Origin of the sequence: Agromyces sp. MMS24-JH15, assembly GCF_043518605.1 — a bacterium.
Lineage (GTDB): Bacteria > Actinomycetota > Actinomycetes > Actinomycetales > Microbacteriaceae > Agromyces.
The window spans coordinates 951,171-974,435 of the sequence record NZ_CP171358.1 but is presented as its reverse complement, the minus strand read 5'-3'; the positions used below and the strand labels follow the sequence as shown (position 1 = coordinate 974,435).

General features: G+C 73.5%; 23 protein-coding genes. 10 read left to right on the top strand and 13 right to left on the bottom strand.

Annotation, left to right across the window (positions count from 1 at the left end):
* The first annotated feature begins 49 nt into the window (after positions 1 to 49).
* From ACDF64_RS04410 to ACDF64_RS04400, 3 genes are all read left to right on the top strand, one after another.
* Entirely contained in the window at positions 50 to 1,372 is a 1,323-nt protein-coding gene (locus ACDF64_RS04410; RefSeq protein WP_394553623.1) for a serine hydrolase domain-containing protein, read from the top strand.
* 106 nt (positions 1,373 to 1,478) lie between these two features.
* A complete protein-coding gene (locus tag ACDF64_RS04405) occupies positions 1,479 to 2,315 on the top strand; it encodes an alpha/beta fold hydrolase (RefSeq protein WP_394553622.1) in 837 nt (278 codons plus the stop codon).
* Positions 2,316 to 2,401: 86 nt separating this feature from the next.
* Positions 2,402 to 3,193 carry a class II glutamine amidotransferase gene (locus ACDF64_RS04400; RefSeq protein WP_394553621.1) on the top strand — a complete coding sequence of 264 codons (792 nt, stop codon included), beginning with the start codon at positions 2,402 to 2,404 and terminating at the stop codon, positions 3,191 to 3,193.
* A 15-nt stretch (positions 3,194 to 3,208) separates the two neighbouring features.
* On the opposite strand, the gene ACDF64_RS04395 is transcribed toward ACDF64_RS04400, so the two are convergent.
* From ACDF64_RS04395 to ACDF64_RS04385, 3 genes are all read right to left on the bottom strand, one after another.
* On the bottom strand, positions 3,209 to 5,965 hold the full coding sequence (locus ACDF64_RS04395) for a hypothetical protein (RefSeq protein ID WP_394553620.1): 2,757 nt from the start codon (positions 5,963 to 5,965) through the stop codon (positions 3,209 to 3,211).
* Positions 5,966 to 5,977: 12 nt separating this feature from the next.
* Positions 5,978 to 6,391: a DcrB-related protein gene (locus ACDF64_RS04390; protein ID WP_394553619.1), complete on the bottom strand. Its 414-nt coding sequence runs from the start codon at positions 6,389 to 6,391 to the stop codon at positions 5,978 to 5,980.
* A 132-nt stretch (positions 6,392 to 6,523) separates the two neighbouring features.
* Positions 6,524 to 7,459 carry a LacI family DNA-binding transcriptional regulator gene (locus ACDF64_RS04385; protein WP_394553618.1) on the bottom strand — a complete coding sequence of 312 codons (936 nt, stop codon included), beginning with the start codon at positions 7,457 to 7,459 and terminating at the stop codon, positions 6,524 to 6,526.
* A gap of 126 nt (positions 7,460 to 7,585) precedes the next feature.
* Between ACDF64_RS04385 and ACDF64_RS04380 the strand changes: the two genes are divergently transcribed.
* The gene (locus ACDF64_RS04380; protein ID WP_394553617.1) at positions 7,586 to 8,590 is read left to right on the top strand and encodes a zinc-binding dehydrogenase; all 1,005 of its coding nucleotides are present in this window, start codon (positions 7,586 to 7,588) and stop codon (positions 8,588 to 8,590) included.
* 82 nt (positions 8,591 to 8,672) lie between these two features.
* Here ACDF64_RS04380 and ACDF64_RS04375 read toward each other — a convergent pair whose 3' ends face one another.
* Complete coding sequence (locus tag ACDF64_RS04375) at positions 8,673 to 9,293, bottom strand: NADPH-dependent F420 reductase (RefSeq protein ID WP_394553616.1); 621 nt, start codon at positions 9,291 to 9,293, stop codon at positions 8,673 to 8,675.
* A 127-nt stretch (positions 9,294 to 9,420) separates the two neighbouring features.
* Here ACDF64_RS04375 and ACDF64_RS04370 point away from each other — a divergent pair, with 127 nt between their 5' ends.
* From ACDF64_RS04370 to ACDF64_RS04360, 3 genes are all read left to right on the top strand, one after another.
* Positions 9,421 to 9,912: a MarR family winged helix-turn-helix transcriptional regulator gene (locus ACDF64_RS04370; protein ID WP_394553615.1), complete on the top strand. Its 492-nt coding sequence runs from the start codon at positions 9,421 to 9,423 to the stop codon at positions 9,910 to 9,912.
* Positions 9,913 to 9,978: 66 nt separating this feature from the next.
* Positions 9,979 to 10,362 (top strand): PLDc N-terminal domain-containing protein, encoded by a 384-nt coding sequence (locus ACDF64_RS04365; RefSeq protein WP_394553614.1) that lies wholly within the window; start codon positions 9,979 to 9,981, stop codon positions 10,360 to 10,362.
* Between the two features lie 120 nt (positions 10,363 to 10,482).
* Positions 10,483 to 10,758 (top strand): DUF4242 domain-containing protein, encoded by a 276-nt coding sequence (locus tag ACDF64_RS04360; RefSeq protein WP_394553613.1) that lies wholly within the window; start codon positions 10,483 to 10,485, stop codon positions 10,756 to 10,758.
* A 25-nt stretch (positions 10,759 to 10,783) separates the two neighbouring features.
* On the opposite strand, the gene ACDF64_RS04355 is transcribed toward ACDF64_RS04360, so the two are convergent.
* The gene (locus ACDF64_RS04355) at positions 10,784 to 13,747 is read right to left on the bottom strand and encodes an AAA family ATPase (RefSeq protein WP_394553612.1); all 2,964 of its coding nucleotides are present in this window, start codon (positions 13,745 to 13,747) and stop codon (positions 10,784 to 10,786) included.
* A gap of 157 nt (positions 13,748 to 13,904) precedes the next feature.
* Here ACDF64_RS04355 and ACDF64_RS04350 point away from each other — a divergent pair, with 157 nt between their 5' ends.
* From ACDF64_RS04350 to ACDF64_RS04340, 3 genes are all read left to right on the top strand, one after another.
* On the top strand, positions 13,905 to 14,165 hold the full coding sequence (locus ACDF64_RS04350; RefSeq protein ID WP_394553610.1) for a hypothetical protein: 261 nt from the start codon (positions 13,905 to 13,907) through the stop codon (positions 14,163 to 14,165).
* A gap of 87 nt (positions 14,166 to 14,252) precedes the next feature.
* Entirely contained in the window at positions 14,253 to 15,503 is a 1,251-nt protein-coding gene (locus ACDF64_RS04345) for a glutathionylspermidine synthase family protein (RefSeq protein WP_394553609.1), read from the top strand.
* The gene (locus ACDF64_RS04340; protein WP_394553608.1) at positions 15,500 to 16,159 is read left to right on the top strand and encodes a hypothetical protein; all 660 of its coding nucleotides are present in this window, start codon (positions 15,500 to 15,502) and stop codon (positions 16,157 to 16,159) included. The genes ACDF64_RS04345 and ACDF64_RS04340 overlap by 4 nt, the downstream gene beginning before the upstream one ends.
* A 135-nt stretch (positions 16,160 to 16,294) precedes the next feature.
* Here ACDF64_RS04340 and ACDF64_RS04335 read toward each other — a convergent pair whose 3' ends face one another.
* The 8 genes from ACDF64_RS04335 to ACDF64_RS04300 all read right to left on the bottom strand — a co-directional run bounded on the left by ACDF64_RS04335 (position 16,295) and on the right by ACDF64_RS04300 (position 23,108).
* Positions 16,295 to 16,588 carry a hypothetical protein gene (locus tag ACDF64_RS04335; protein ID WP_394553607.1) on the bottom strand — a complete coding sequence of 98 codons (294 nt, stop codon included), beginning with the start codon at positions 16,586 to 16,588 and terminating at the stop codon, positions 16,295 to 16,297.
* Positions 16,589 to 16,705: 117 nt separating this feature from the next.
* Positions 16,706 to 17,434: a GNAT family N-acetyltransferase gene (locus tag ACDF64_RS04330; RefSeq protein WP_394553606.1), complete on the bottom strand. Its 729-nt coding sequence runs from the start codon at positions 17,432 to 17,434 to the stop codon at positions 16,706 to 16,708.
* A gap of 187 nt (positions 17,435 to 17,621) precedes the next feature.
* Positions 17,622 to 18,554: a sulfurtransferase gene (locus ACDF64_RS04325; protein WP_394553605.1), complete on the bottom strand. Its 933-nt coding sequence runs from the start codon at positions 18,552 to 18,554 to the stop codon at positions 17,622 to 17,624.
* Positions 18,551 to 19,555: an ABC transporter substrate-binding protein gene (locus ACDF64_RS04320; protein ID WP_394553604.1), complete on the bottom strand. Its 1,005-nt coding sequence runs from the start codon at positions 19,553 to 19,555 to the stop codon at positions 18,551 to 18,553. Before ACDF64_RS04320 ends, ACDF64_RS04325 begins: the two co-directional genes overlap by 4 nt.
* Positions 19,552 to 20,154, bottom strand: coding sequence for a hypothetical protein (locus tag ACDF64_RS04315; RefSeq protein ID WP_394553603.1), 603 nt, complete (start codon positions 20,152 to 20,154; stop codon positions 19,552 to 19,554). The genes ACDF64_RS04320 and ACDF64_RS04315 overlap by 4 nt, the downstream gene beginning before the upstream one ends.
* On the bottom strand, positions 20,141 to 20,911 hold the full coding sequence (locus ACDF64_RS04310) for an energy-coupling factor transporter transmembrane component T family protein (protein WP_394553601.1): 771 nt from the start codon (positions 20,909 to 20,911) through the stop codon (positions 20,141 to 20,143). Before ACDF64_RS04310 ends, ACDF64_RS04315 begins: the two co-directional genes overlap by 14 nt.
* Positions 20,908 to 22,425, bottom strand: coding sequence for an ABC transporter ATP-binding protein (locus ACDF64_RS04305; protein ID WP_394553600.1), 1,518 nt, complete (start codon positions 22,423 to 22,425; stop codon positions 20,908 to 20,910). The genes ACDF64_RS04310 and ACDF64_RS04305 overlap by 4 nt, the downstream gene beginning before the upstream one ends.
* On the bottom strand, positions 22,422 to 23,108 hold the full coding sequence (locus ACDF64_RS04300; protein WP_394553598.1) for an ECF transporter S component: 687 nt from the start codon (positions 23,106 to 23,108) through the stop codon (positions 22,422 to 22,424). Before ACDF64_RS04300 ends, ACDF64_RS04305 begins: the two co-directional genes overlap by 4 nt.
* Between the last annotated feature and the right edge of the window lie 157 nt (positions 23,109 to 23,265).

Genomic DNA, 23,265 nt, shown 5'->3' with positions numbered 1-23,265 from the left:
CCCGTGCGCGGGTTACAATCGGCTCCATCACCGGCTGGGGGGAGCACAGGTGGGACGCACGGGGGGACCCCGCCGACGGCCGTTCCGACGGCTGGCGGCGATCGGAGGTGTCGTCGCGGCGCTGCTGCTGACGTCGTGCACGAATGCCGTCGACCCGGCCGCGCGGTTCGGCGGCGTCGACACCGCCCTCCCCGATGCTGTCGCGGTCTCGTTGCAGGCCGTCCTCGCCGACGCGGTGGCGCGCAGCGGCTCGAGCGGCGGGCTGGCGGCCGTGTCGGCACCCTGGGCCGGCGAGTGGTCGGCCGCCACGGGCGCCGTCGGGTTCGACGACGGCGACGCGAAGGTCACGGAGGAGACCGAGTTCCGGCTCGGACCGGCGACCGGCGAGGTCACCTGCCTCCTGCTGCTCCGGCTCGTGGACCTCGAGGTCGTCGCGCTCGACGACCAGGTCTCGACGTACGTCCGCGACATCCCCGGGCTCGACGGGATCACCCTCGAGCAGCTCTGCCGCCAGACCTCGGGGCTCGCCGACTACTACCCGGCGCTGCGCGGGTACTTCGCCGGGAACCCCGTGCGCGTGTGGCCGCCCGGCGAGCTGATCGCGGGATCGCTCGCGGCGTCGCGCGTCGGCGCGCCCGGGCAGACGTGGTCGCCGTCGACGAGCGGCGTCCTGCTGCTCGCCCTCGCGCTCGAACGGGCCGCGCACCGCGACTGGAGCGACCTCGCCGACGAGTACGTCCTGAACCCGCTCGGCATCGACGGCGTCGACCTGCCGGATCCGGCGGATCCGCAGCATCCGGGCACGCTCGACGCGTACCTCCAGGGCGCCCTGCCCGACGGGTCGCCCGACTGCGCCGTGCGCATCGACGTGTCGGCGCAGTCGAGCTCGATCGGCGGCGAGGCGGCCGGCGCGACCTCGACGCTCGACGACGCGGTGCGGCTGAGCGAGGCGTTCGCGACGGGCGCCCTGCTCACCGAGCCGACGGCCGAGGCCCAGTGGGTCGCGAGCCGGACCTCGCCGGACGCGCCGGGCTGGCAGGCGCAGGGCATCGGCGGGCGGATCTACGGACCGCTCCGGGGAACCGCCGGTGAGACGCTCGGCGCGCTCACCGCCGCGTTCACGGACCCGGAGAGCGGGCTGACGGTCGTCGTCGCGTTGAACAACTCCACGGCCGGCGCCGAGTTCGCCCAGCAGGTCGCGTTCGCGCTCGCGTCCGTCGCGGCCAGGGCGCCCGCGGCCGCGGGACAGGAGCAGCCGACGCTCGAACTGCCGTGGTCGCTCGAGCAGGCGACGCAGCGGATGGCCGAGCTCGGCAGGTGCCCGCTGGCGCTGCCGACGGCGGAGCCGCCGGCCGCGGACGCTCCGGCTTAGGACGCCACTGGAACCGTGCGGCCCGCGGCCGTCCCCGGACGTCCGTCGCGGGGCATCCGTCGGCGCCGATCGTCCAGGTCGGCTGACCGGACCGGAGGAGAGACGGATGGGACTGTTCTCGCACGAGCGGGGATCGGGGACGCCCCTGGTGCTGCTGCACGGGTTCGGGGTGGATCATCGGATCCTCCTGCCGCTGGACCCCGCGATCGAACGGGCCGGCGGGTGGCGGCGCATCTTCCTCGACCTGCCCGGCGCGACCGGATCGCCGGACGCCGCGATCCGCAGCACCCGGCAGGTCGCGGAGGCGACGCTCGCCGAGGTGCGGGAGCGCGTCGGGTCCGAGCCGTTCGCCATCCTCGGCAACTCGTACGGCGGGCTGATCGCGCGGTACGTCGCGCACGAACTGCGGTCTCAGGTGCTCGGCCTGGCCACCCTGGCGGGGGTGTTCGTCGCGGATCACGACGCCCGCGACCTTCCGCCCCGGGCCGTGCTGCACGTGGACGACCGCGTCATCCCGATCCTGGGCGATGAGCTCGACGGCTACCGCGACCTCGCCGTCCACGAATCGCCTGAGGGAGCCCTCGCCCATCTCGAGTTCGTGGCTCCCGGACTGCACGGCGCCGACCAGGCGGCGCTCGATCGGATCTCCGCCGACTACGACCTGCCCCGCGCGCCGGAAGACGTGCACCCGGCGGCATTCCTGCAGCCGTCCCTGCACCTGACGGCCAGGCAGGATCACGTCGTCGGCTACCGCGACGCGTGGGCCCGGCTCGAGCACTACCCCAGGGCGACCTTCGTCGCCCTGGACGGGGCGGGCCACAACGCCCACCTGGAACGCCCGGATCTCGTAGCCGCGCTCGTGGCCGACTGGCTCGCACGGATCAGGACGGGCATCGAGGATGGTGGAGCCGCCCGCGTCATCGGGACCGTATCGGCGACGTAGGGGGCCGGAGTAGGGTCGACCCGGGGGTGAGGCGCATGTGCCGTTGGCTGGCGTACCTGGGGGAGCCGATCCGACCGTCCGCACTGATGTTCGAGGCCAAGCATTCGCTCGTCGCGCAGTCGCTGTCGTCACCGCTCGGCGCCGAGCTCGTGAACGGCGACGGCGTGGGGTTCGGCTGGTATCCGAACGTCGACGGCGACCGGGGGCATCCGGCGATGTACCACTCGATCGAGCCGGCGTGGCATGAGGAGAACCTTCGGGAGCTCACGCGCGCGATCGAGACGCCGCTCTTCTTCGGGCACGTGCGCGCAGCGCTCGCGCCGCCGATCCAGCAGACGAACTGCCACCCGTTCCGCTACGGAGACTGGCTGTTCATGCACAACGGCGGGCTGGGGCACTTCCCCCGGGTCAGGCGCGAGCTCATGGTCGACGTGGATCCCGAGCTGTTCCCGCACATCCGCGGCACGACCGATTCCGAGGTGCTGTTCCACCTCGCGCTCACGTACGGGCTGCAGACGGACCCGATCGCGGCGATGGCGCGGGCCATCCGGCGGATCGAGCGGGCAGCCGACGGCCACGGCATCGAGGGCGCCATGCAGGGCACGGTCGCGGTGACCGACGGCTCGACGATCTGGTGCTTCCGCTACTCGACGATCCACCACTCGCGCACGCTGTTCTACTCCGTCGACATCCCGACGCTCCAGGCCATGTACCCCGACTTCGAGCGCCTGCGCACGTTCGGCGAGACCGCCCGGGTCGTGGTCTCGGAGCCGCTCACCGACCTGCCGGGCGCGTTCGTCGAGGTGCCGGAGTCGACCGTGGCGATCCTCGACGTGGACGGGTTCCGGGAGGAGCCGTTCCTGAGGGATGCGGCGTAGTCGGGCGGGCGCTCGTCATCGCCGCCCAGTGCCACCCGGGCGGCGGGTCCCCGGATTGGCACCGGTGCTTCGCCGAAGCCGGCTCAACGGCACGCGCGGAGACCGGCCCGCCGATGCGTCCGATGACGTCCCGGCTGCAGTGTCCACCGCGGCGTCCTGAACCTTCTGGTCCCAGCGCGCCCCCTTTCCGGGCGCCCGCGCTACGTCGAGCGTGCCCGAGGGCGCCTCGCCGTCCGCCCCGCCGCCCGGCCCGCCGACGGGTCCGTCGTCGTCGGGCCGCTCCCCAGCCGCTGGACCATCACCATCATCATCCTCCGAGCGCCCTGGAGCGTGCGGGCGCTTCGGATCGGCAGCCGAGGCGACATTCGGTGGCGGTGTCGCATTCAAGCGGAGGATGGTCGACCCCGCCGCCACGCCGGTGAGCAGCGCGCGGTCGCGGGCATCCAGTGGCAGTTCGACGTCCGGTCGCTTGATCGCCAACCCGGAGAAGGAGAACTCCCGAACGTAGGGCCAGGCGAGCAGCACGCCGAGCACGCCCGTGAGCAGGATCCGAAGTTCGCTCGGCAGTCTCCCGACGATGAAACGCACGTTCGGTGACAGGAGCAGCACGACCAGCGCCGCCAGGACGAGCACGGGGGCCGCCACCTTGATGGTGCGAAGGACCAGGCGTCGTCGTCGCGGACGTCGCGCGAGACGCTCGAGCCGGGCCGCCTCGGCGGACTCCGCGGGGCCGAGACCTTCGAGCCGGTCCAGGAGCACCTCCGTGTCCCTGCGGAGGCTCGGGTCGCGCGGGAGCCGCTCGCTCACGATGATGCGCTCGGCACGGATCACCGCGTGCAGGCCGCGCCGGACGATGTACTCGGTCTCACGGCGGTTGAGCAGGTCCGATGCGATCGGGGCATCGTCGTCGTGCCGCTCGGTCGGCTTCTCTGCGCCGAGTACCTCCAACGCAGCCTGATCGGCGCGGATCAGGTCCGCGTAGATGTGGGCGGCCCGGATGAGTGAGGCGAGCGGAACCTCCGCGTCCGGATTCGCAGACGCGTCGACTTCCGTCCTCGTCGCGTCGGTGTGCAGCAGGAGCTCCGCACGCCAGAGTTCGGCTGCGGTCAGGCCGGGGTACTGTTCGCAGAGTTCCGTGACGATGGCTTCGGCTTCGACGTGCCGGTCGTTGACGACCAGGGCGTGAACGTACAGGACGTGGTACTCGAGCTCCTGCGAGTTCTCCCTTCGGAGCTCCGCAGCATCGAGGAGGGCCTGTTGCTGCTCGGCCCAATCGGACCCGGCGAGGGCGATGTGCACGCTGAGCGACCGGGCGGCACGCAGAAGCACCGCCGTGCGCGGACTGGTCTCGGCGTTCCGGGCGTCCACCACGCCGGACGCGGCCAGAGCCTGGCGGGCGCGATCCGGGTCGTTCGCGAGCAGGGCGACGTACGCGAGATTGAGGTTCAGCTCGGTTGTCACGTCGGGCGCGCGCCCGGGGGGCGGATTCTGGAGTTCGAACGTCAGCTCCCGGAATGCCGTCCGACACTCGGCGTCCGCGTACAACCGGTACTCCTGGACGCGCTCGGCGAGGCGGTGGAGCGCCGCGAGCCGACCGACCGCGTAGTCGCGATCCTCCGCCGTCTCCCACCCTGCCGGTTTCCGGGGGAGCCCACGTTCGATCTGCGCGGATGGGAGCGTGAACGGGATGAGGAAGAGCTGGATGGAGCGGCCGAACGGCCCGTCGAGCTCGACCTGGGGTGCGAGCTCGCGGACCTTCAGGAGCGATATCCACGCCTCGTCGAAACGGCCTCCGACATAGGCCGGGAAGTACCTGAGCCAGTGGAGCACCACAGCCGCGACGTGCGAACTCGGGTCGTCGGGCAGGTCATGGAGCGTCTGGTCCACGACGGACATCGATCCCTCGAAGTCTCCCTGCTGGGCGCGCGCGCTGGCGAGCTGGAGTCGAGCTTGCAGGCCGAGCCGGTCGAACGGGATCGCGGACAAGAGGTCGATGACCTCGCGCCACTGCGATCGCGCCGAGGAGATCCCGCTGAGGACGACGTTCCCTTCCTCGCGGAGTTCATCCGTCGCCGGTTCGCCGAGCAGTCCGATGAGCGCCTCGGCCCGGTCCAGCGCCCGGAGGTCGACGAGCGTCGCCGCAGCGAACAGGGCGACCGCCTGCCAGCTCGGGTTCGCGCCCACCGGCCGCGTACCGCTGGCCGCGAACCCGCCGATGTGCTCGATGGCATCGAGCTCCTCCGCCGGGCTTTCGAGATCCCTCGCGATCGTGGCGAAGGTCTCGACGGCCATATATGCCTCGCGCGCGAGGTGATCCGTCCAGCTGACACCGCGGAGCAGGGCACCCGCCTGCCCCGGTTCGCCGAGTCGAACTCGCCACCAGGCCGTGAGGACGTGGGCGGCGGGGTCGTCCGGGAACCGCGCGGTCGCGCGATCGGCGACATCCAGCGCCTGACGAACGCGCGGCGGATTCTGCGCGAGGATCGCGATCCAGAGTCGGTAGTCGTCGAGCTCGGTCAGTTCCCCCGGCTGCTCGGCCGACCGGCAGATGCGCAATGCTTCGTCCCGGTCATGCGACTGGAGCCAACGCGCCGCGCCGCGTCGGGCCCGAGCCCGCAGTTCCGCGTCGGGCTCGTCTCGCGCGTAGGCGCGCACGAACAGTGGGCCGGCGAACTCCGGATGGTCATCCGCCGCCCACCGCTCCGCGGAGTCGATCAGATCCGCGGTCGGCGCCTGCTCGACGCGCTCATCGTCGGGATAGTAGTAGGGCATCGGCGTGCCGGGTCACGCCCGAACCGCGATGGTGCTCAAGATCGCCATCAACTGCTGGCGCACGGCCGGGTAGTGCTCTTCCGGCGTGGTCGCGGTCGCGGTCCAGCCCTGTCCGTCGTACGCGGCGTACAGCTGGATCTGGCGCACGGTGACGCCGTCGGGCGGCGTCCAGCTGAACTCGCGCAGCCTCCCCGAGACGTTCCCGATCCCGTACTCCTCGAGTTCACCGTGCTGGCGGTAGCCGGGGAACTCCCGTTCGAGCAGTTCACCCTGCACGCTGGCGTAGTGATCCGTGTCGATCGTCGGATCCAGCGGTTCACTCGAATAGATCACGTTCGCCTGACCGTCCGGGGCGAGCAGCGTGAAGCTCTCCTTCGAGAACCAGTCGCTCGGCTTCCTGGCGGTGAGGCGGCTGACCACGTCCACCCACGGGTCTTGCGAGTCGGCTTGCATACCAGCCCCAATCACATCGACGTCGGCGTCGGGTTGCGGTCAGCGTACTGCCGCCGCACCGTACCGGCCCTCAGGGCGCGCACTGGTTGGCATGACGCCGGCGCGCTACGCCGACTCCCGCTGCACGACCGTCGCCGCGCCCGGCGCGAGCTCGCCCACCGGACGGCCGAGCAGCACGCGCGCGGCGCGGCGGCCGAAGGCCGCGGCATCCACCCGGAGGGTCGTGAGCGACGGGCTGAAGAGTTCGCCCGCGGCGGTGTCGTCGAAGCCGATGACGGCGAGGTCGTCGGGCACCGCGAGCCCGAGGCGGTGCGCGGCCGACATCACGCGGAGGGCCGCGTCGTCGTCGAGGCCCGCGATCGCGGTGACCTCGGGATGCGTCGCGCGGAGGTCGCGGACGGCGGCGAGGTCGTCGTCGAGCGACCGGCCCACGGTGAGCGTCGGGATGCCCCGGAGCCCGAGGGTCGGCGCGACCGCGCGCGCGTAGGCGAGGCGGATGTCGCCGAGCCGTTCGAACCGTTCACCGGCGCGGAGCGCCAGGGCGATGCCGGTGTGCCCGCGCTCGGCGAGGTGGCGGAACTGGACCGCGGTGTGGGCGGCGAGGCCGTCGACCCAGCCGCCGTCGGCGAGCTCGGGGGCGTCCGCCTCGTAGATCCGGTCGAGGTCGAGGATGGCTCGCGGCGAGATCGCGTCGACGAGCCGGGCGGTCCCGTCGGCGCGGTCGCCGTACCGGACGAGCAGGGTGTGCCCGAGCCGGCCGAGTTCGTCGTCGAGTCCGTCGATGTACCCCGACATGACGCCGGAGCCGTGCGGCAGCCGGGCGACCTGGAGCACGACGACGCGGCTGGTGCCCTCGCGGAGCGCGCGCGCGACGCCGTGCGGGACGTATCCGAGCTCGGTCGCGGCGCGGTGGACGCGGGCGCGGGTCTCCTCGGGGATGGTCTGGCCGGCCGAGTCGTTCAGCACGAAGCTCACGGTCGCGGGGGAGACGCCGCTGGCGCGCGCGACGTCCTTCATGGTGGGGCGCGTGGCGCGGGGCATCCGTCGCTCCTTCCCGGGTCGAGTCGACGCTACCCAGTCGACGGGTATCATGGTACTAATTCGATTTAGTAACCGGCGACGCTGCCGGAAGGAATGGAAAGGACGGACGCTGTGAAGGCAGTCCACGTGACCGGACCCGGCACGACCGGGATCGTCGAGGTCGAGGAGCCCGTCGCGGGCGACGGCGACGTGCTCGTCCGCATCCGCGCCTGCGGCATCTGCGGTTCCGACCACATGTACACGACCTACGGCGGCATCCCGCCGCGGCAGGGCGCGACGCCGCTCGGGCACGAGCCCGCCGGCGAGATCGTCGCGGTCGGCCGGGGCGTCGAGGGTGCGCAGGTCGGCGACCACGTCGTCATCAACCCGATGGCCTGCTCCGACGGCATCATCGGCTCGGGCGGCGCGCAGGGCGCGTTCTCGCCGTTCGTCGTACTCTACGACGCGAAGCCGGGCGTGCACTTCCGGGTCATCCCCGACCACATCCCGTTCGAGGTCGCCGCGCTCAACGAGCCGATGGCCGTCGCCCGGCACGCCGTGAACCGGTCGGGTGCGGCCGCGGGCGAGCGGGCCGTCGTGTTCGGAGCGGGCCCCATCGGCCTCGGTGCGCTGCTGTCGTTGAAGGCCAAGGGCGTCGAGCACGTCGTGGTCGTCGACATCCAGCCCGCACGCCTCGAGAAGGCGTTGCTCGTCGGCGCCGACGCGGTCGTGAACTCCCTCGAGGAGGACGTCTCGGCGCGGCTCATCGAACTGCAGGGCGAGGCGCCCACGGTCCTCGGCCAGCGCGGCGCGCGGCCCGCGACCGACGTGTTCATCGACGCCGCGGGTGCGCCCCAGGTCGTCCAGACCGTGCTCGCGATCGCGAAGCAGGGTGCGCGCCTGGTGATCCCGGCCGTCCACAAGAAGCCGGTCGAGGTCGACTTCGGCGCGATCCTCACGTCCGAGCTGTCGATCATCATGTCGATGGGCTACCCGACGGAGATCTTCGAGGTCACCGACGACATCATCGCCAACTGGGAGAAGTACCAGCTCATCATCAGCGACCGGTTCGACGTCGAGGACGTGCTCGAGGCGCTCGAGCTCGCTGCGACGCCGGGCGCCGCGGACAAGGTGATGGTCACGCTCGGCTGACCCACCGGTGGAATGACGCGAACGCACCCTGCCGCGCATGCGGAGGGTGCGTTCGCGTCACGTCGGCGTCGGGGCGACCGCGTCAGGCGTGGACGGCGAAGCCGCCGGTCCAGCCGATCTGCTCGCGCACCGCGAGCACGAGCTGGAGGAACCCGAAGGCCTCGAGCTCGCGGGCGCGCTTGAGCGAGCCGCCGTCGGCGACCGCGAGGCCCGCGGCCGTGACGATCGCGGCGAGGGCGGCCTTCGCGTCGTCGTCGCCCGCGATGACGACGGTCGTCGGCCGGCCGCCGAGCTCGCCGGTCGCGAGGGTCGCCGCGAAGTTGGTGTTGAACGCCTTCACGACGCTCGAGGCGGGGAGGAGCTCGGCGAGCTCGGCGGCCGCGGAGCCGTCGGCGGGCACGGCGAGCGAGTCGAACGTCGCGAAGTCGACGGGGTTGGTGATGTCGACGACGACCTTGCCCTCGAGCTGCGCGCCGAGTTCGCGCGCGAGGTCGGCGAGGGCGGGGTAGGGGACGGCGAGCACCACGACGTCACCGGTGAGCGCGTCGCCGATCACGCCGGCGGTGCCGCCGACCTGTGCTGCGAGCGCCTGCGCCTTGTCGAGGTCGCGGGCGACGACCTGGACGGGCGTGCCGCCCTTCGCGGCGACGCCGGCGATGGCCGATCCCATGTTGCCGGTGCCGATGATCGTGATGCCGGTCATATCTGTTTCCTTCCGATTCGGACTGCCGCGGCGGCGCCGCGTGGTTGTTGGTTGCCGAGGCAACTATTTGGGTCCAACGGGGTTGCCGCGGAAACTATTCCCGTTCGCCTGGGGTAGGTTGCGAAGCATGGCGAACCAGGTGCCCCGGATGGATCCGATCGAGTCGCGCGCATGGCTCGCCCTCATCGGCACCGCCGAGCTCCTGCCCACCGCGCTCGACGCGCAGCTCCAGGCCGACTCCGCGATGACCCACTTCGAGTTCATGGTGCTCGGCTCGCTCATCCGGTCGCCCGAGGGCCGGCTCGGGATGACCGCGCTCGCCGCGTCCACGAACGCGACGCTGCCCAGGCTCTCCAAGGTCGTCACGCGGCTCGCCGCGCGCGGACTCGTCGAGCGATCCACCGCCCCGGCGGACCGGCGAGCGGTCGACGTCGAGCTGACCGGCGAGGGACGCGCGGCGGTCGTTCGCGCCCTGCCGGGGCACCTCGAGACCGTGCGGCGGATCGTCCTCGACGGGCTCACCCCCGAACAGCAGGTCGCACTCGCCGACGCCCTCGAACCGGTCGTCGCGCGGCTCGACCCGCGCGGCGAATTCGCCGGAAGAGGGGGACACGGATGACCCGCGCCCGCTAGCCTGTGCCCAGGAGGCGCCGGGGGGCGGCGCCGTGCGAAGGGGAGGATCCGGATGGATCTGTGGTCCTGGTTCTGGTGGTTCGCCTGGATGTTCGCCTGGGCGGCGTACTTCACGGTGCTCGTGTTCATCGTGATCGACATCTTCCGCGACCGCACCTTGAACGGCTGGGCCAAGGCCTTGTGGCTCATCCTGCTGCTGTTCGTGCCGTTCCTCACCGGGCTCGTGTACCTCATCGCGCGCGGGAAGGGCATGGCCGAACGGTCGCAGCGACAGGCGGTCGAGTACACCGAGGACGACTTCGACCAGATCCGGGCGCAGTCGTTCGCGAACCCCGCCGAGGAGATCACGAAGGCGCAGGCGCTCCGCGACAGCGGCGCCATCACCGACGGCGAGTTCGAGGCGATCAAGGCGAAGGCGCTCGGCGCGAAGTTCTGAGGCAGGACGATCGACGGATGCCCCGGCCGTGCGCCGGGGCATCCGTCATGTCCGGCTGCGGGATCCGCGGCCGCGGAGTAACATCGGCGCCCGAACCCGCCCAACCCCGCGGGAGGCCCCATGCCCTTCTACATCATCGAACGCAACTACGCGGAACAGGTCGTCGTGCCGGTCGAGTCCGCGCCCGACATCAACCTCATCAACGACGACGAGGACGTGCGCTGGGTGTACTCGTTCCTCTCGGTCGATCGTCGCCGGAGCTACTGCCTGTACGAGGCGCCGTCCATCGAGGCGATCGTCGCCGCCGCGAGGCGCGCCGGCCTCCCGGCCGACGTGATCACCGAAGTCGACGGCCGTGTGATGCCGTCGGGCCTGCTCGCCGGAGTGGTGGCCTAGCAGTGAGGACCCACGCGACCTCGCCTCACGCGAGGTTGTGGTCGCGCGCGTAGCGCGCGGCCCCGGTGCGGTTCGACGCGCCCGTCTTCATGAGGATGCTCCGGACGTGGTTCGCCGCGGTGTGCTCGCTGATCACGAGGCGCCCGGCGATCTCGCGGTTGCTGAGGCCCTCCGCGACGAGTCCGAGCACCTCGCGCTCGCGTGGCGTGAGCTCGTCGCCGGTGTCGCCCGGGCCGGTGTCGCCCGCGTCGTGCCCGCGGGCCGTGATGGCCCCGGTGCCGCGGGGATCCACTCGACCGAGGCGCTCGAGCACCCGGACCATGCCGTGCGACTCGGCGATCCCGCGAGCGCGGGTCGCGAACCCGGCGGCAGCGGTCTCATCGCCGAGCCGACGTGCCCACTCCGCCGAGGCGACGAGGTCGTGGGCGAGGTGGAGGGTCGCCCCGATGCGCTCGGAGAGTCCGATCGCCGATGCGAAGGAACGCGCCGGGTCGCCGTCCCCCGTGACGGCGTCGAGCTCGCCGATCCATCGGTCCGCCGGCCCGAGCACGGCCACGTAGAACCCGAGCATCAGGTTGCACCCGGCGTACTCGGCGACGAGCGGGCGGACGGCCCGGGCGGCGTCCACGTCGCCGCACGCGACGGCACCCTCGGCCATGAACGCGAGCCGCGCGGGCCAGTCCGCCGAGCTGCGCAACTGCTCCGACGTGTGCTCGAGCAGCCAGTGCAGGACCCGTCGCGCGGGATCGACCCAGCCGGCTTCGAGGTACAGCACCAGCAGTCCGGGCGCCCAGGTCGACGCCGGCGACTCCTCGCCGTTCAGCACCCGGAGCGCCGGGCCGAGTCGGCCGCGCTCGCGACGCACCATGAACTCCTGCGTCGCGGAGACTCCGTCCGAGGCATCCGATCGGAAGCCGGCCTCGAGGTACTCGAGGTCCACCAGCCGCGCCGTCGCGTCCTCGAGCCGGCCCTGCATGAAGGCGTCGCCGTACCGGACGCAGCCGAGCCAGTACTGCCAGTACGGACCCCAACGTCGGCCGACGTCCGCCAGCCGACGCTCGGCGCGCGCCAGGGCCTCGGCGTCGCCGAGGACGTACCCGTAGGCCCCGACCATGCCGGCGAGGCCGAGCCAGTCCTCGTCCATCCCCGCGGCCAGGCGCGCGAGTTCGTCGGCCATCAGGATGCGGCGGGGGAGCTCGGTCGGGCGTGCCGGCTGGGCGATCCGGGCGCGCAGCGCGGCCGCGAGCGTCCGTTCGTCGCCGAGCGCACGCGCCGCTTCCAGCGCCCGCTCCCCTCGCTCCGCACCTTCGTCGACCTGGCCGGTGAAGGCGATCGCGCGACCCAGGCTCGCGGACGCCTCGACGTGGAGCGGATCGCGATCGTCCGCGGGGATGCCCTCGAGTGCGGTGCTGAGCAGTTCGGCGGCGCGCTCGCCGGTGAGGCCCGGCCGCCAGCTGGCATCCTCGTACCCGATCGCGGCGCGCACCCGGGTGCGCGCGTCGGCCGACTCCAGGTTCCGCTCGCGCAGTCGGCGGGCCGCGGCGAAGTCCGCCGCGAGCATCCAGCTTCGCGCAGCGCGCTCGCGCAACCGCTCGCACTCGTCGACCCGAGCCGTGAGTTCCGACGCGCGCTCGAGCAGGGTTGCGGCCTGCTCGTGCGCGAGCCGCCGATCGGCGGATTCCGCCGCGCGGAGGTGGAAGGTCACCGCGCGGTCGGCGTACCCGAGTGCCCGAGCTGCGTCGTAGTGGAAGGCCAGGCGCTGCACGAGGCGCGGCGCCGCCGGGAATCGGGCCTCGAGCGTCTCGGCGACCCTGGCGTGGATGCGGATCGCCTCGGACGGCGGGATCGCATCGAGCATCGCCTGTCGCGCGATGGCGTGCGGGAAGCGGTACCGGTCGTCGCTCGTCGGCCGCTCCAGCAGACCGGCGTGCACGATCGCGTCGACGGCGCGGAGCGCGGCATCCGGCGGCGCGTCGACGCAGGCCAGGAGCTCGGAGAGGTCGACCTCCTGCCCCATGATCGCGGCGACGCCGACCACCTCGAGCTCGGTGCCGGACAGCATCGCCACGCGCGGGCGGAGGAGGTCGTACGTCGTCTCGGGCATGGCGATCCCGGGATCGCCGGCGGCGATCGCGTCGAGCAGGTGGCGCCAGGTCTCCCGGACGAGGAACGGATTCCCGCCCGTGATCGCCGCGAGCGCGTGCGCCGGCCGCGCCGCGTGCTCGGGTGCGATGCCGCCGACCTCGACCAGGTACTCCGCGAGCTCTCCCTCGTCGAAGGGCGCGAGCAGGATCCGCGACACCTGCGGAAGCCGGGACACCCGTCCGAGCACGTCGGAGAGCCCTGCCGACCGGTCGGGCGGATCCGGGCGGTACGCGCCGAGCAGCAGGACCGGCGCTCCCGCCACGGCGAGCACGAGTCGCTCGAGCAGCCGGACCGCGTCGTCGTCGGCCCAGTGCAGGTCGTCGAGGACGAGTACGACGGGCGTGCGCCCGGCTCGGTCGAGCACGGCCTCCGCGACCGCCTCGAACAGGCGCGGCTGGCCGAACTGCGGCGCCGGGGAGGCTGCGTCGAACGCGGTGCCCAGGAGCGCGAGGGCGTCCGGGGCCTCCGGTCCGGCGGCAGCCGGGCCATCGCTTCGGCCGTGCGCGTTCCGGTCGCCCGCGTCCGCGCCGCCCTCCCCGTCCGGTGCGCGCAGCAGCTGCTCGATCACGGCGTCGAACGGCTCGAGCGGCCGGCCGAGCTCCTCGACGCAGGCGCCTGCGAGGATCTCGGCGCCCGCCGACCGCGCCTCGTCGGCGATCGCGGCGAGGAGGCGCGACTTCCCGCCACCGGGCTCGGCGCCCACGAAGACCGCGCAGCCGTCGCCGGCGATGGCGGATCCGAGGGCGTCGCGGAGCGCGGCCAACTCCACGCGTCGCGCGACGAGCGGCGAATCGTCGGTCGCCGCCCTCCCCCCGGGCGGCGTGGGTGCGGAACCGGTCCGCATGCTCCCCACCCTAGGCGGACGGCTCGCACGCGGGAATGACCGGAATTGCCTATGCGCGACGGTCGCGAAGATGGTCAGCCTGCGTCAGGCGGGGCATCCGGCCGGTCCGTAGCGTCGCGAACGGTCGACACCCACGTCGGCGTCAAGGGGGATCATCATGAACACGCGAACGTTCGCCTGGACGATTCCGGTCGTCGCGGCGGCGGGCCTGCTGCTCTCCGGCTGCGGGTCGACCGAGCCCGAGGCGAAGGACCAGGGCCCGAAGACCCAGCAGGTCATCTACTCCACCGATGGATGCCACGGCCCGGCCTGGATCCGCGAGCGGATGCCGGACGGCGTGTGCGGCACGCCGAGCACCGGCGAGGTCGTGGACGACCTGAACGGCCGCCTGCCGAAGGGGCCGATCGATCAGGAGTGAACCGAACCGAATCGCAGCGACGGATGCCCTGGCCGTGCGCCGGGGCATCCGTCGTTCCCGGCCCCCGCGGACGGGTACGCTCAGCGGGTGATCCGTACCTCCAGCGACCCGCGCCCGGACTGGCGAGCCCGCTTGGACGAGGTCGGCTTCACGTTCTACGACCTGCCCTCGGAGGGCGGACGCCCGTACTGGAACGAGCACGCCGCCTACGGCTTCACGAGCGACGAGATCGACGCGCTCGAGGCTGCGACCGCCGAGCTGTTCGCCCGGTGCATGGATGCCGTCGAACACGTCGTGCGCGAACGCCGGTACGCCGAGTTCGGCATCCCGACCGCACTGCACGACCTCGTCGGCCGCAGCTGGGACGAGGACGACCCCACCGTCTACGGTCGCTTCGACCTCGCGTACGACGGCGGCACGGCCGCAGGCGGAACGGGCGCGATCTCGCTGCTCGAGTTCAACGCCGACACCCCGACCTCGCTCGTCGAGTCCGCGGCGGCCCAGTGGCAGTGGCTGCGGGAAGCGCGGGGCGAGGCATCCGACCAGTTCAACCTGCTGCACGAACTGCTCGTCGAGCAGTGGGCGCACATCCGGGAGGCGCGCTGGGGCGTCGCGCCCGGCGCCCGGCTGCACCTCGCGTCCCTCCACGACGACGGCGACGGCGAGCTCATCGTCGAGGACGCCGACACCGTGGCCTACATGGCCGAGACCGCACGGCAGGCGGGGTTCGACGTGAAGCAGGTCTTCGTCGAGGACCTGCGGTACGACCTCGACCGGCGGCGGTTCCTCGACGGCGACGGCGAGCACGTCGAGCGCATCTTCAAGCTCTACCCGTGGGAGTGGATGGCGCGCGAGCAGTTCGCCGCGTTCCTCGAGCCGACCCGGCACACGACCGCGTGGGTCGAGCCGATCTGGAAGCTGCTGCTGTCGAACAAGCAGCTGCTCGTGGTGCTCTGGGAGCTGTTCCCCGGTCACCCGAACCTGCTGCCCGCGTTCGAGACCCCCGCGCCGTTCGAGCCCGGCGGGCCGCTGTGGGGCCGGCACTGGGTGCGCAAGCCCCGGCTCGGCCGGGAGGGGGCGAACGTCACGGTATTCGACGCGCGCGGCGGGGTCGTCGCCGAGCAGCCGGGGCCGTACGACGAGGACGGTTACGTGTTCCAGGAGCGCGCGACGCTCGCCCGCATCGACGGGCGCACGGCCGTCATCGGCTCGTGGGTGGTCGGCGAGACGCCCGCCGGCATCGACGTGCGCGAGACGGGCGGCCCGATCACCGGCGACCTCGCCGAGTTCGTGCCGCACTACATCGCGCCGGATCGGATCATGGAGGAGGAGCGATGACCGGACCCCGCCGACGGATGGGGACGCTGGAGCTGGAGCGGGTGACGGATGCCCCGCGCCCGCGCCCGTCGCGTGCCGAGGCGCGCCCCGGCGCGCGCCCCGCCGGGGCATCCGTCGCGCCGCGCGCGGTCGCGGCCGTCGGGGTCGCGAGCGCGCTCATGCTGCTCGCGGGCTGCTCGACCTACCCGTCCGACGGGGTCGTCGTGACCGGCGCGGACGGCGAGGACTACGTGGTGCCCGACGGGACCGAACGGCCGGTGTACGCGTCGCGCGAGGACTGCGTCGCCGACATCGAGTCGCAGCTCGCGAAGCTGCGCGCCGACGGCAACGCCGTGACGGCGTCGGCCGACGAGCTCTGCGAGGACGCGTCGGAATACCACGGCGGGCACGCGTACCCCACGGGGGTCTGGCTCGGCCCCCTGCTCTTCTCGGGGTCGCGGTGGGACTCGCCGCGCGTGAGCTCGTGGTCGGCGGTGGGCACCGGGGACTTCGCGAAGCCCGGCTCGGTCGCGCACTCCGACGTCGTCGAGAAGGCGCCGACCGGTGCGACCGTCGGCCAGCGCGTGCCGCTCAGCGGCGGATTCGGGACGAGCGGCAAGGCGTCCGGCTTCGGGTCGAGTGCGAAGGCCGTGCACGGGTCGTCCTTCGGCGGCTGACACCGCCGAGCGGGGGCACCGGGCGGCGTCGTGCGGAGGTCGCTTCCGCGCCCGCCGACCTCGCGGGCGGCACCGGGTAGGCGAGCACGAGATCCTCCACGCGCTCGTGGAGCGACGTTCCGGGCACTCGACCTTTCAGAGCGACGCCGTGCCGTTGTCGCCGCCCCAGTAGTCGCGCTCGATGACCCGGCCGAACCGTCGATTGCGGAGGTACCGGCGCCGTTGGATCCAGCTGATGCCCAGGCCCATCAGGGCGACCGCGGTCAGGATCGCGCACACGAGCACCGTCGACCCGAGGTCGGCGACGAAGATGCTCGCCACCGAGGTGGCAATCAGGGCGACGAGCGCCAGGACGAACATCACCGCCGTGGTCACGAGGCCGAGGCGGCTCTCTCCGGGGATGGGGTCGAGGGGGCGGGTCGGCTGCATGGTGCGATGCTACGGCCCGCGGCGGCGTCCACGCGTCCACGTCGCCCCGCGCGGGCTTGGCCAGCAGGCGCGGACGAGGGAGCGCACGGGTTCTCCCTCCAGACGGTGGTGAATCGGCTAGGCGGCGGGCGTGCGAACCGCGCCGAACACGGTGCGGCGGCGCAGCGCGAAGCCGAGCCGTTCGTACGCGGCGATCGCGCCGACGTTGGACGCCGCCGCGTGCAGCAGCGCCCGGTCGCCGCGCTGCTGGATGTGGAACGCGACGTCGAGCACGAGCCTCGACGCGAGACCCTGGCGACGGTGGTCGGCGTCGACCGCGACCGCGCTGATTTCGGTCCATCCCTCGGGGTGCAGCCGCTCGCCGGCCATCGCGACGAGCCGGCCGTCGCGGCGGAGGCCGATGTAGCGGCCGAGCTCGACCGTGCGGGGCCGGAACGGGCCCGGCTGGTTGCGCTCGACCAGTGCGAGCATCTCGGGCACGTCGTCGGCGCCGAGCACGATCGCCTCGTGGTCGGGGCGGGGCGCCAGCGCATCCGTCTGCACGAGCTGCACGCCCTCGCCGCGCCCGATCACCTCCCAGCCGGGCGGGATCGCGCCCTCGTACCCCGACAGCCCGACGTCGGCGCCGGGGCCGACGAGCTCGATGAGCGCCTCCCACACGCCGGGGTCGTCCCACGTGCGCACCGCGACGAACGGCGCGACGTCGGCCGGATAGCGGCGCACGAGGTCGTTCCCGATCGCGAACGAGGCGTGCGGCCCGGCCAGCGAGTGCCAGGCGGCGTTGTCGAGTTCGGTCGCGTGGGCGTACGGGGCGGCGAGAGTCGAGGTGGCGGATGCGTCGGACATCCGGCCACTCTGCGACCGCATCGCAAACCCCGGCAACGGGGTGCGTCACCCCGGGACACCCCGCGAAACCGAGCGGCGAACTGGGTGCGCGCGCATGGCGAGGCGTGACGTGGGGCGTCGGTGCGTGACATCCGACGGCGACGTGGCGTGACGCCGCCTCAGCGGCGTCCGGGCCGTGCGGAACCGGTCAGCGCGCGCCGACCGCCGCCACCGTCGCGAGCGGCAGCGACGGGTCGGCGCTCCACTCCTCGAGCGAGCCGTCGTAGACCCGGACGTTCCGCACGCCCGCGTGCGCGAGCGCGAGCGCGTTGGCGGTCGCCGAGATGCCGCCGCCGCAGTACAGCAGCACCTCCCGGTCGAGGTCGACCCCGGCCGCGACATACCGCGCCCGCACCTCGTCGGGCGCGAGCAGCCGGCCGTCGTCGCCGCTCAGCGACCGGGCCGGCACGTTGACGCTGCCCGGAATGTGCCCGCGACGCGAGTACCGGGTGGGTTCGGTGCCGTCGAAGGCGCCCTCGGTGAGCCCGCACACGAGGTTGCCCGCGTCCATCGCCCGCTCGACCTCGGCGCGCTCGATCCAGGCGTCACGCACGGCGACGCCGTGCCAGGCGGGCCGGGCGCGGACCACGGGCGCGTCGTCACCGCTCGCGACGGGCAGTCCCGCGGCGCGCCAGGCGCGCAGGCCCCCGTCGAGCACTCGCGCCTCGACGCCGATCCAGTCGAGCAGGTACCAGGCGCGGGCCGCCCAGAGTCCGCCGACCGTGTCGTAGGCCACGACCGTCGTGCCCTCGTCGATGCCGAGCGCGGCGAGCTTCGCCGCGAGCTCCGCCGGTTCGGGGTGGCGGTCGTGGGTCGCGTGCGGCACCGACAGGTCGGCGTCGACGGCGACGTGGCGCGAGCCCGGCACGCGCGCGTCGACCCAGCGCGCGCGCCCGCTCTCGGCGAGGAAGTCGCCGTCGTGGCGCGGGCGGTGGAGCAGCATCGTCGCGTCGAGGACGACGGGCGGGCGTGCCGATGCGAGCGCGACGGCCAGGTCGTCGGCTGAGATCAGCGGTCCGCCGACGGTCGCCGCCTCGGCTCCGGCGGGGTGCGGTTCGGTGCCCGGCCGCCCCGCCGTCATCGCCCGGACCCCGCGAGCCCGGCGCCGGCCAGCGCGATGGCGCCGACCGCGGCACCACTCTCGGCGCCGCCGCGACCGCCGCCGCGACCGCCGCCGAGCGCCCACGCGGCGTCGACGGCCTGCGGCCACGCCGAGGCATCCTCGAGGATGCCCGCGGCCGCGAGCCAGTCGGCGTACTCGCCCATCGCGTCCTCGCGGATCCCGCCCCAGCCGCCCCGGTCGAACCAGGTGGGCGCGATCAACGCGAGCGACCGCGCGAGCACGAGCCGGTCGAAGTACGGGGTCACGGTCTCGAGCAGGTCGACGGTCGCGTCCTGCTCGGCGGCCGCGAGGCGGAAGCCCCGCTCGGTCGCCGCGAGGAACGCGGCCCGGACCTCCGGGTCGATGCGGTCGAGCGCGGGCCCGCCGCCGAGCAGGTAGCTGTGGTACGCGATGCCCAGCTCGTCGTCGACCCGCCAGACCCGCTCGGGTCGGTCGGGGCGCTCGCTGAGGAGGATGTCCCAGGCCCAGTACGACCCGAACGTCGCGTCGGCCGCGCCCGCGTCGAGGTCGTCGGCGGTGAGCTCACGGGCCCCGGCGTCGACGAGCTCGACCAGGTCGGGGTCGCCGCCCGCGCGCGCCACGAGGTCGCGCACGATCGCGACGCCGCGTGGCGTCGGGTTCAGCGCGAGTCGGCGCCCCTCGAGGTCGGCGAGCGATCGGATGCCGCTGCGCTCGAGCGTGCGCACCGTCTCGAGCCCGCGCTGGTTCACGGCCGCGATCGCGCGGAGATCCTGCCCGAGCTCGCGGCGCACGAGCAGGCGGTTCGTGGGGAAGACCGCGAGGTCCGCCAGGCCCCGGGCGACGTGCTCGAGGCTGTCGCCGATGCCGGGGTCGCCCGTGCGGATCTCGAGCTCGATGCCGGCTTCGGCGTAGAAGCCGGCCGCGCGGGCGGCGTAGAACCCCGCCGAGTTCGGCCAGGGGTGGAAGTACTCGAGCACGAGGCTGAGGCGCGTGGTCATGCGATGGCTCCTGCGGGGGTGGTCGTGCGGTCGGCGGGCGTACTGGTGCGGGCGGCTTCGAGCGCGAAGCCGCTCCGGGTGGGGCGGGCGATGACATCGGCGGATGCCTCGGGCCGGTGGCGTGCGATGAAGTCCGCCTCCTGCGCGGCCCAGCGCTCCCAGTGCGGCGCGTACGTGTCGCCGTCGCGGGCGAGCGCGCGGCTGCGGCGGAGCCGGTCGTCGGCCTCGACCCACACGCCGAGGTCGGCGAGGGCGCGGTTCCGGGCGGTGAGCGCGCCGACGCCCTCGACGACCAGCGGACGATCCGCGGGGACCGCGTGCCGGTCGGCGGGGCGGTCCTCGGCCCAGTCCCAGGCGCGCCATGCGGCCGGACGACCGGCGGCGCGCGGGGCGAGGACTTCCCGGTGCAGGTGCTCGCACGCCCACGCGAGCCCGTCCCACCCGGGGTAGACGGCGTCGAGGCGGAGGACCACGGCGGCGGGGCGGAGGGCGCCGAGCCGGGTCGCGAGGGTGCTCTTGCCGGCGCCGGAGCGGCCGTCGATCAGCACGGTCGCACCGACCCGGGCATCGAGCGCGCGGGCGAGGTCATCGAGCTCCAATGAAGTTCCACCACCCCGTCGCGACCGCGAGCGCGACCGACACCAGCCCGACCGCGAGGCCGAGCGCCACGAGCGCGTAGTCGGAGCCGCGCAGGCTCGACGGGCGGGCCCAGGTGCGGGTCGGGTGGGCGCCGAAGCCCCGGGCCTCCATGGCCGTCGCGAGCTTCGCGCCGCGGCGCACCGCGAACACGAGGAGCGCGAACGCCTGCCCGGCGACCCGGCGGACCCGACCATGGTCGGCGACGCCGCGGGCGCGGCGCGCGTAGCCGAGGTAGAGCCAGTCCTGCCGCATCAGGCCGACCAGGCGGAACGCCGCGAGCGCCCCGAGCACGAAGCGGGCGGGCAGCCGCAGCACCTGGGCGAGCCCGTCGGCGAGCTCGGTCGGGTCCATGTCGGCGAAGAAGAGCACAGACGGCAGGCCGATCGCGAGCACGCGCAGCACGGTGGCGATGGCGAGCTCGATCGAGCCGTCGCTGACGGTGATCAGCAGCACGTCGACGTGCACGCGCCCGCTCGGCTGTCCGTAGAGCAGGATCGTCAGCCCGGTGAGGAGCGCGGCGACCAGGATCGGCAGGCTGCGGCGGAGGAACCGACCGAGCGGGATGCCCGACGCGAGCAGCAGCACGGTCTCGAGCACGAGCGCGGTGAGCGCCGACACCCAGTCGACGCTGAACACGAGGGCGACGGCGAGCACGAGCGCCGCCAGCAGGCGTGCGACCGGGTTGGCGCGCGAGATCTCGAGGCGGGCGGCGCTCATCGGGCGGCCTCCGAGGTCGCGGCGACGAGGGCCTCGCCCGGGGCATCCGACTGCCAGGCGTCGAGCTCGATGCGCGCGTCGGCGAGCAGTTCGATGAACGGGCCGTCGTGGGTGACCGCGACGACGGCCGTGCCCTCGTCGACGATCTCGGCGATGAGGCGCACGAGTTCCTCCCAGGTGCGGCGGTCCTGGCCGAAGGTCGGCTCGTCGAGCACGATCAGGCCGGGCCGGCTCGCGAGCACCGTGCCGACCGAGAGGCGGCGCTTCTCGCCGCCGGACAGCGTGTACGGGTTGGCGTCGGCGAGGTGGTCGAGCCGCAGCCGGGCGAGCAGGTCGTCGACGCGGCGGGCGACCTCGTCGGCCGGGAGCTTCAGTGCGCGCGGGCCGACGGCGAGCTCGTCGGCGACGGTCGCGGCGATGAACTGGTGCTCGGGGTCCTGGAAGACGCTGCCGATGCGGGTGAGCAGTTCGCGCGAGCGCCAGCGGATGGGCTCGGGGCGCTTCGGGTCGGGTGCGAAGCCGGGCGCGCCGGCGAGCGACCCCGCGACGGGTGCCCGCAGGCCGCCGAGGGCGAGTGCGAGGGTCGTCTTGCCGGCTCCGTTGGGCCCGGTCACGACGGTGACCCGCCCGCGCTCGATGGCGAAGTCGTGCCGCGCGGGCTCGGCTCCAGGGGAGGGTGCGGCGGCCACGAGGCCCGTCGCGGTCAGCAGGTGCTCGCCGCCGGCGTGGCGGCGGCGGTCGAGCGTGGGCAACGGGGCATCCGGAACCCAGACGCCCGCGTCGAGGAGGCGCTCGCGCTCGCGCTCGATGACCTCGTCGGGTCGCCCGTCGGCGGCGATGCGGCCATCGCGGCCGAGGACGACGACGCGGTCGACGACCGGGAGCCAGACCTCCGTGCGGTGCTCGATGACGACGAGCGTCGCGCCCGTCGAGGCCGCGACGTCGGCCACGGCGTCGCGCACCTCGCGCACGCCCTCCGGGTCGAGGTTCGCCGTCGGCTCGTCGAGCAGGATGAGCCCGGGGCGCATGGCGATGACCCCGGCCAGCGCGAGGCGCTGCTTCTGCCCGCCGGAGAGCGCCGACGTGTCGGTGTCGAGCGACGCCCGGAGGCCGACCTCGACGAGTGCGCGGCGCACCCGATCCCAGATGCGCTCGCGGGGCACACGCAGGTTCTCGAGGCCGAAGGCGACGTCGTCGCCCAGGCGGGAGAGGATGACCTGCGAATCGGGGTCCTGCAGGACCATGCCGATGCGGTCGCGGCGCGCCGTGGGGCGGGCGCCGTCGACCCGCAGCCGCCCGCGCTCCGCGCCCTCCTCGGGCCCGCCGAGCACGCCGCCGAGGGCGTGCAGGAGCGTGGACTTGCCGGCGCCCGACGGGCCGAGCAGCAGCACGCGCTCGCCGGGGTCGACGATCAGGTCGAGCTCGCGCACGGCCCACTCGTCGCGGCCGGCGTGACGCCAGCCCCAGCCCTCGGCGTGGATGCGGGCGCCGCCCGACCCGGTCGGGGACGTCATCGCGCCGCGGCCTCGCGCGGTGCGGCGGACTTCCGGCCTCGCGCCTCGCGGCCCGCGGCGAACCGGCTGAGGGCGCCGGTGGAGGCGAGGCCGCGCACCACGGCCCACGGGAGCAGCCCGGCGAGCAGGACGCCCGACACGATCGCCGAGACGACGTAGATGGTGCTGAACGCCGAGGCCGAGCCGGGGTACCAGAGGATGAGGTCGTTGATCGCGAGGGCGAGGCCGCTCACGGCGCCGGCGAGCAGCGCGACGGGCAGGTTCCAGCGGCGGTAGAGGAAGACGGCGAAGACGATCTCGGCGCCGAGCCCCTGCACGAGGCCCGACTCCAGCGTGAGCACGCCCCACTGGTTGCCGACGAGCGCCGAGACCACGGCCGCGATGAGCTCGCCGAACAGCGCGGCGCCGGGCTTGCGGACGACCAGCGCCGTCAGGACGCCGGCGAAGAGCCAGCCGCCGCCGACCAGCGCCTGCAGGCCGGGCAGCAGGGCGCTGAGCGGTGCGCTGATCGGGTTCGATGCGATGTTCCAGAGCACGAAGATGAGGCCCGACGCGACGGCGAGCACGCTCGCGACGACGACGTCGATGACGCGCCAGCGGTACGGGGAGCGACGGTCGGCGTCGGCGGGGTCGCCGGTCTCGGTCGGCGCGTCGGTGGCGGGGTCGGTGTGCTGGGCGGTCATGGCCTGGCTCCTCGGATGAAGGAAGTGGAGGTGGCGGGGGAACGCGGATGGGTCGAGTCGATCTGGGCGACGCCGCGCGGCGAGGCTGCATGCAAGTATCCGTGGTCGGTGCGTGTCGTGCGCATTTGTGTCCGCGCGTGTAATCCGCGTATACATG

What these genes read in the sequence shown, in the direction of transcription:
- ACDF64_RS04350 (WP_394553610.1), top strand. Translation starts at nt 13,905, where the DNA reads ATGAACACGCGAACGTTCGCCTGGACGATTCCGGTCGTCGCGGCGGCG.
- ACDF64_RS04340 (WP_394553608.1), top strand. Translation starts at nt 15,500, where the DNA reads ATGACCGGACCCCGCCGACGGATGGGGACGCTGGAGCTGGAGCGGGTG.
- ACDF64_RS04335 (WP_394553607.1), bottom strand. Translation starts at nt 16,588, where the DNA reads ATGCAGCCGACCCGCCCCCTCGACCCCATCCCCGGAGAGAGCCGCCTC.
- ACDF64_RS04320 (WP_394553604.1), bottom strand. Translation starts at nt 19,555, where the DNA reads ATGACCACGCGCCTCAGCCTCGTGCTCGAGTACTTCCACCCCTGGCCG.
- ACDF64_RS04330 (WP_394553606.1), bottom strand. Translation starts at nt 17,434, where the DNA reads ATGTCCGACGCATCCGCCACCTCGACTCTCGCCGCCCCGTACGCCCAC.
- ACDF64_RS04375 (WP_394553616.1), bottom strand. Translation starts at nt 9,293, where the DNA reads ATGACCGGCATCACGATCATCGGCACCGGCAACATGGGATCGGCCATC.
- ACDF64_RS04360 (WP_394553613.1), top strand. Translation starts at nt 10,483, where the DNA reads ATGCCCTTCTACATCATCGAACGCAACTACGCGGAACAGGTCGTCGTG.
- ACDF64_RS04395 (WP_394553620.1), bottom strand. Translation starts at nt 5,965, where the DNA reads ATGCCCTACTACTATCCCGACGATGAGCGCGTCGAGCAGGCGCCGACC.
- ACDF64_RS04400 (WP_394553621.1), top strand. Translation starts at nt 2,402, where the DNA reads ATGTTCGAGGCCAAGCATTCGCTCGTCGCGCAGTCGCTGTCGTCACCG.
- ACDF64_RS04310 (WP_394553601.1), bottom strand. Translation starts at nt 20,911, where the DNA reads ATGAGCGCCGCCCGCCTCGAGATCTCGCGCGCCAACCCGGTCGCACGC.
- ACDF64_RS04370 (WP_394553615.1), top strand. Translation starts at nt 9,421, where the DNA reads ATGGCGAACCAGGTGCCCCGGATGGATCCGATCGAGTCGCGCGCATGG.
- ACDF64_RS04405 (WP_394553622.1), top strand. Translation starts at nt 1,479, where the DNA reads ATGGGACTGTTCTCGCACGAGCGGGGATCGGGGACGCCCCTGGTGCTG.
- ACDF64_RS04305 (WP_394553600.1), bottom strand. Translation starts at nt 22,425, where the DNA reads ATGACGTCCCCGACCGGGTCGGGCGGCGCCCGCATCCACGCCGAGGGC.
- ACDF64_RS04365 (WP_394553614.1), top strand. Translation starts at nt 9,979, where the DNA reads ATGGATCTGTGGTCCTGGTTCTGGTGGTTCGCCTGGATGTTCGCCTGG.
- ACDF64_RS04300 (WP_394553598.1), bottom strand. Translation starts at nt 23,108, where the DNA reads ATGACCGCCCAGCACACCGACCCCGCCACCGACGCGCCGACCGAGACC.
- ACDF64_RS04355 (WP_394553612.1), bottom strand. Translation starts at nt 13,747, where the DNA reads ATGCGGACCGGTTCCGCACCCACGCCGCCCGGGGGGAGGGCGGCGACC.
- ACDF64_RS04325 (WP_394553605.1), bottom strand. Translation starts at nt 18,554, where the DNA reads ATGACGGCGGGGCGGCCGGGCACCGAACCGCACCCCGCCGGAGCCGAG.
- ACDF64_RS04385 (WP_394553618.1), bottom strand. Translation starts at nt 7,459, where the DNA reads ATGCCCCGCGCCACGCGCCCCACCATGAAGGACGTCGCGCGCGCCAGC.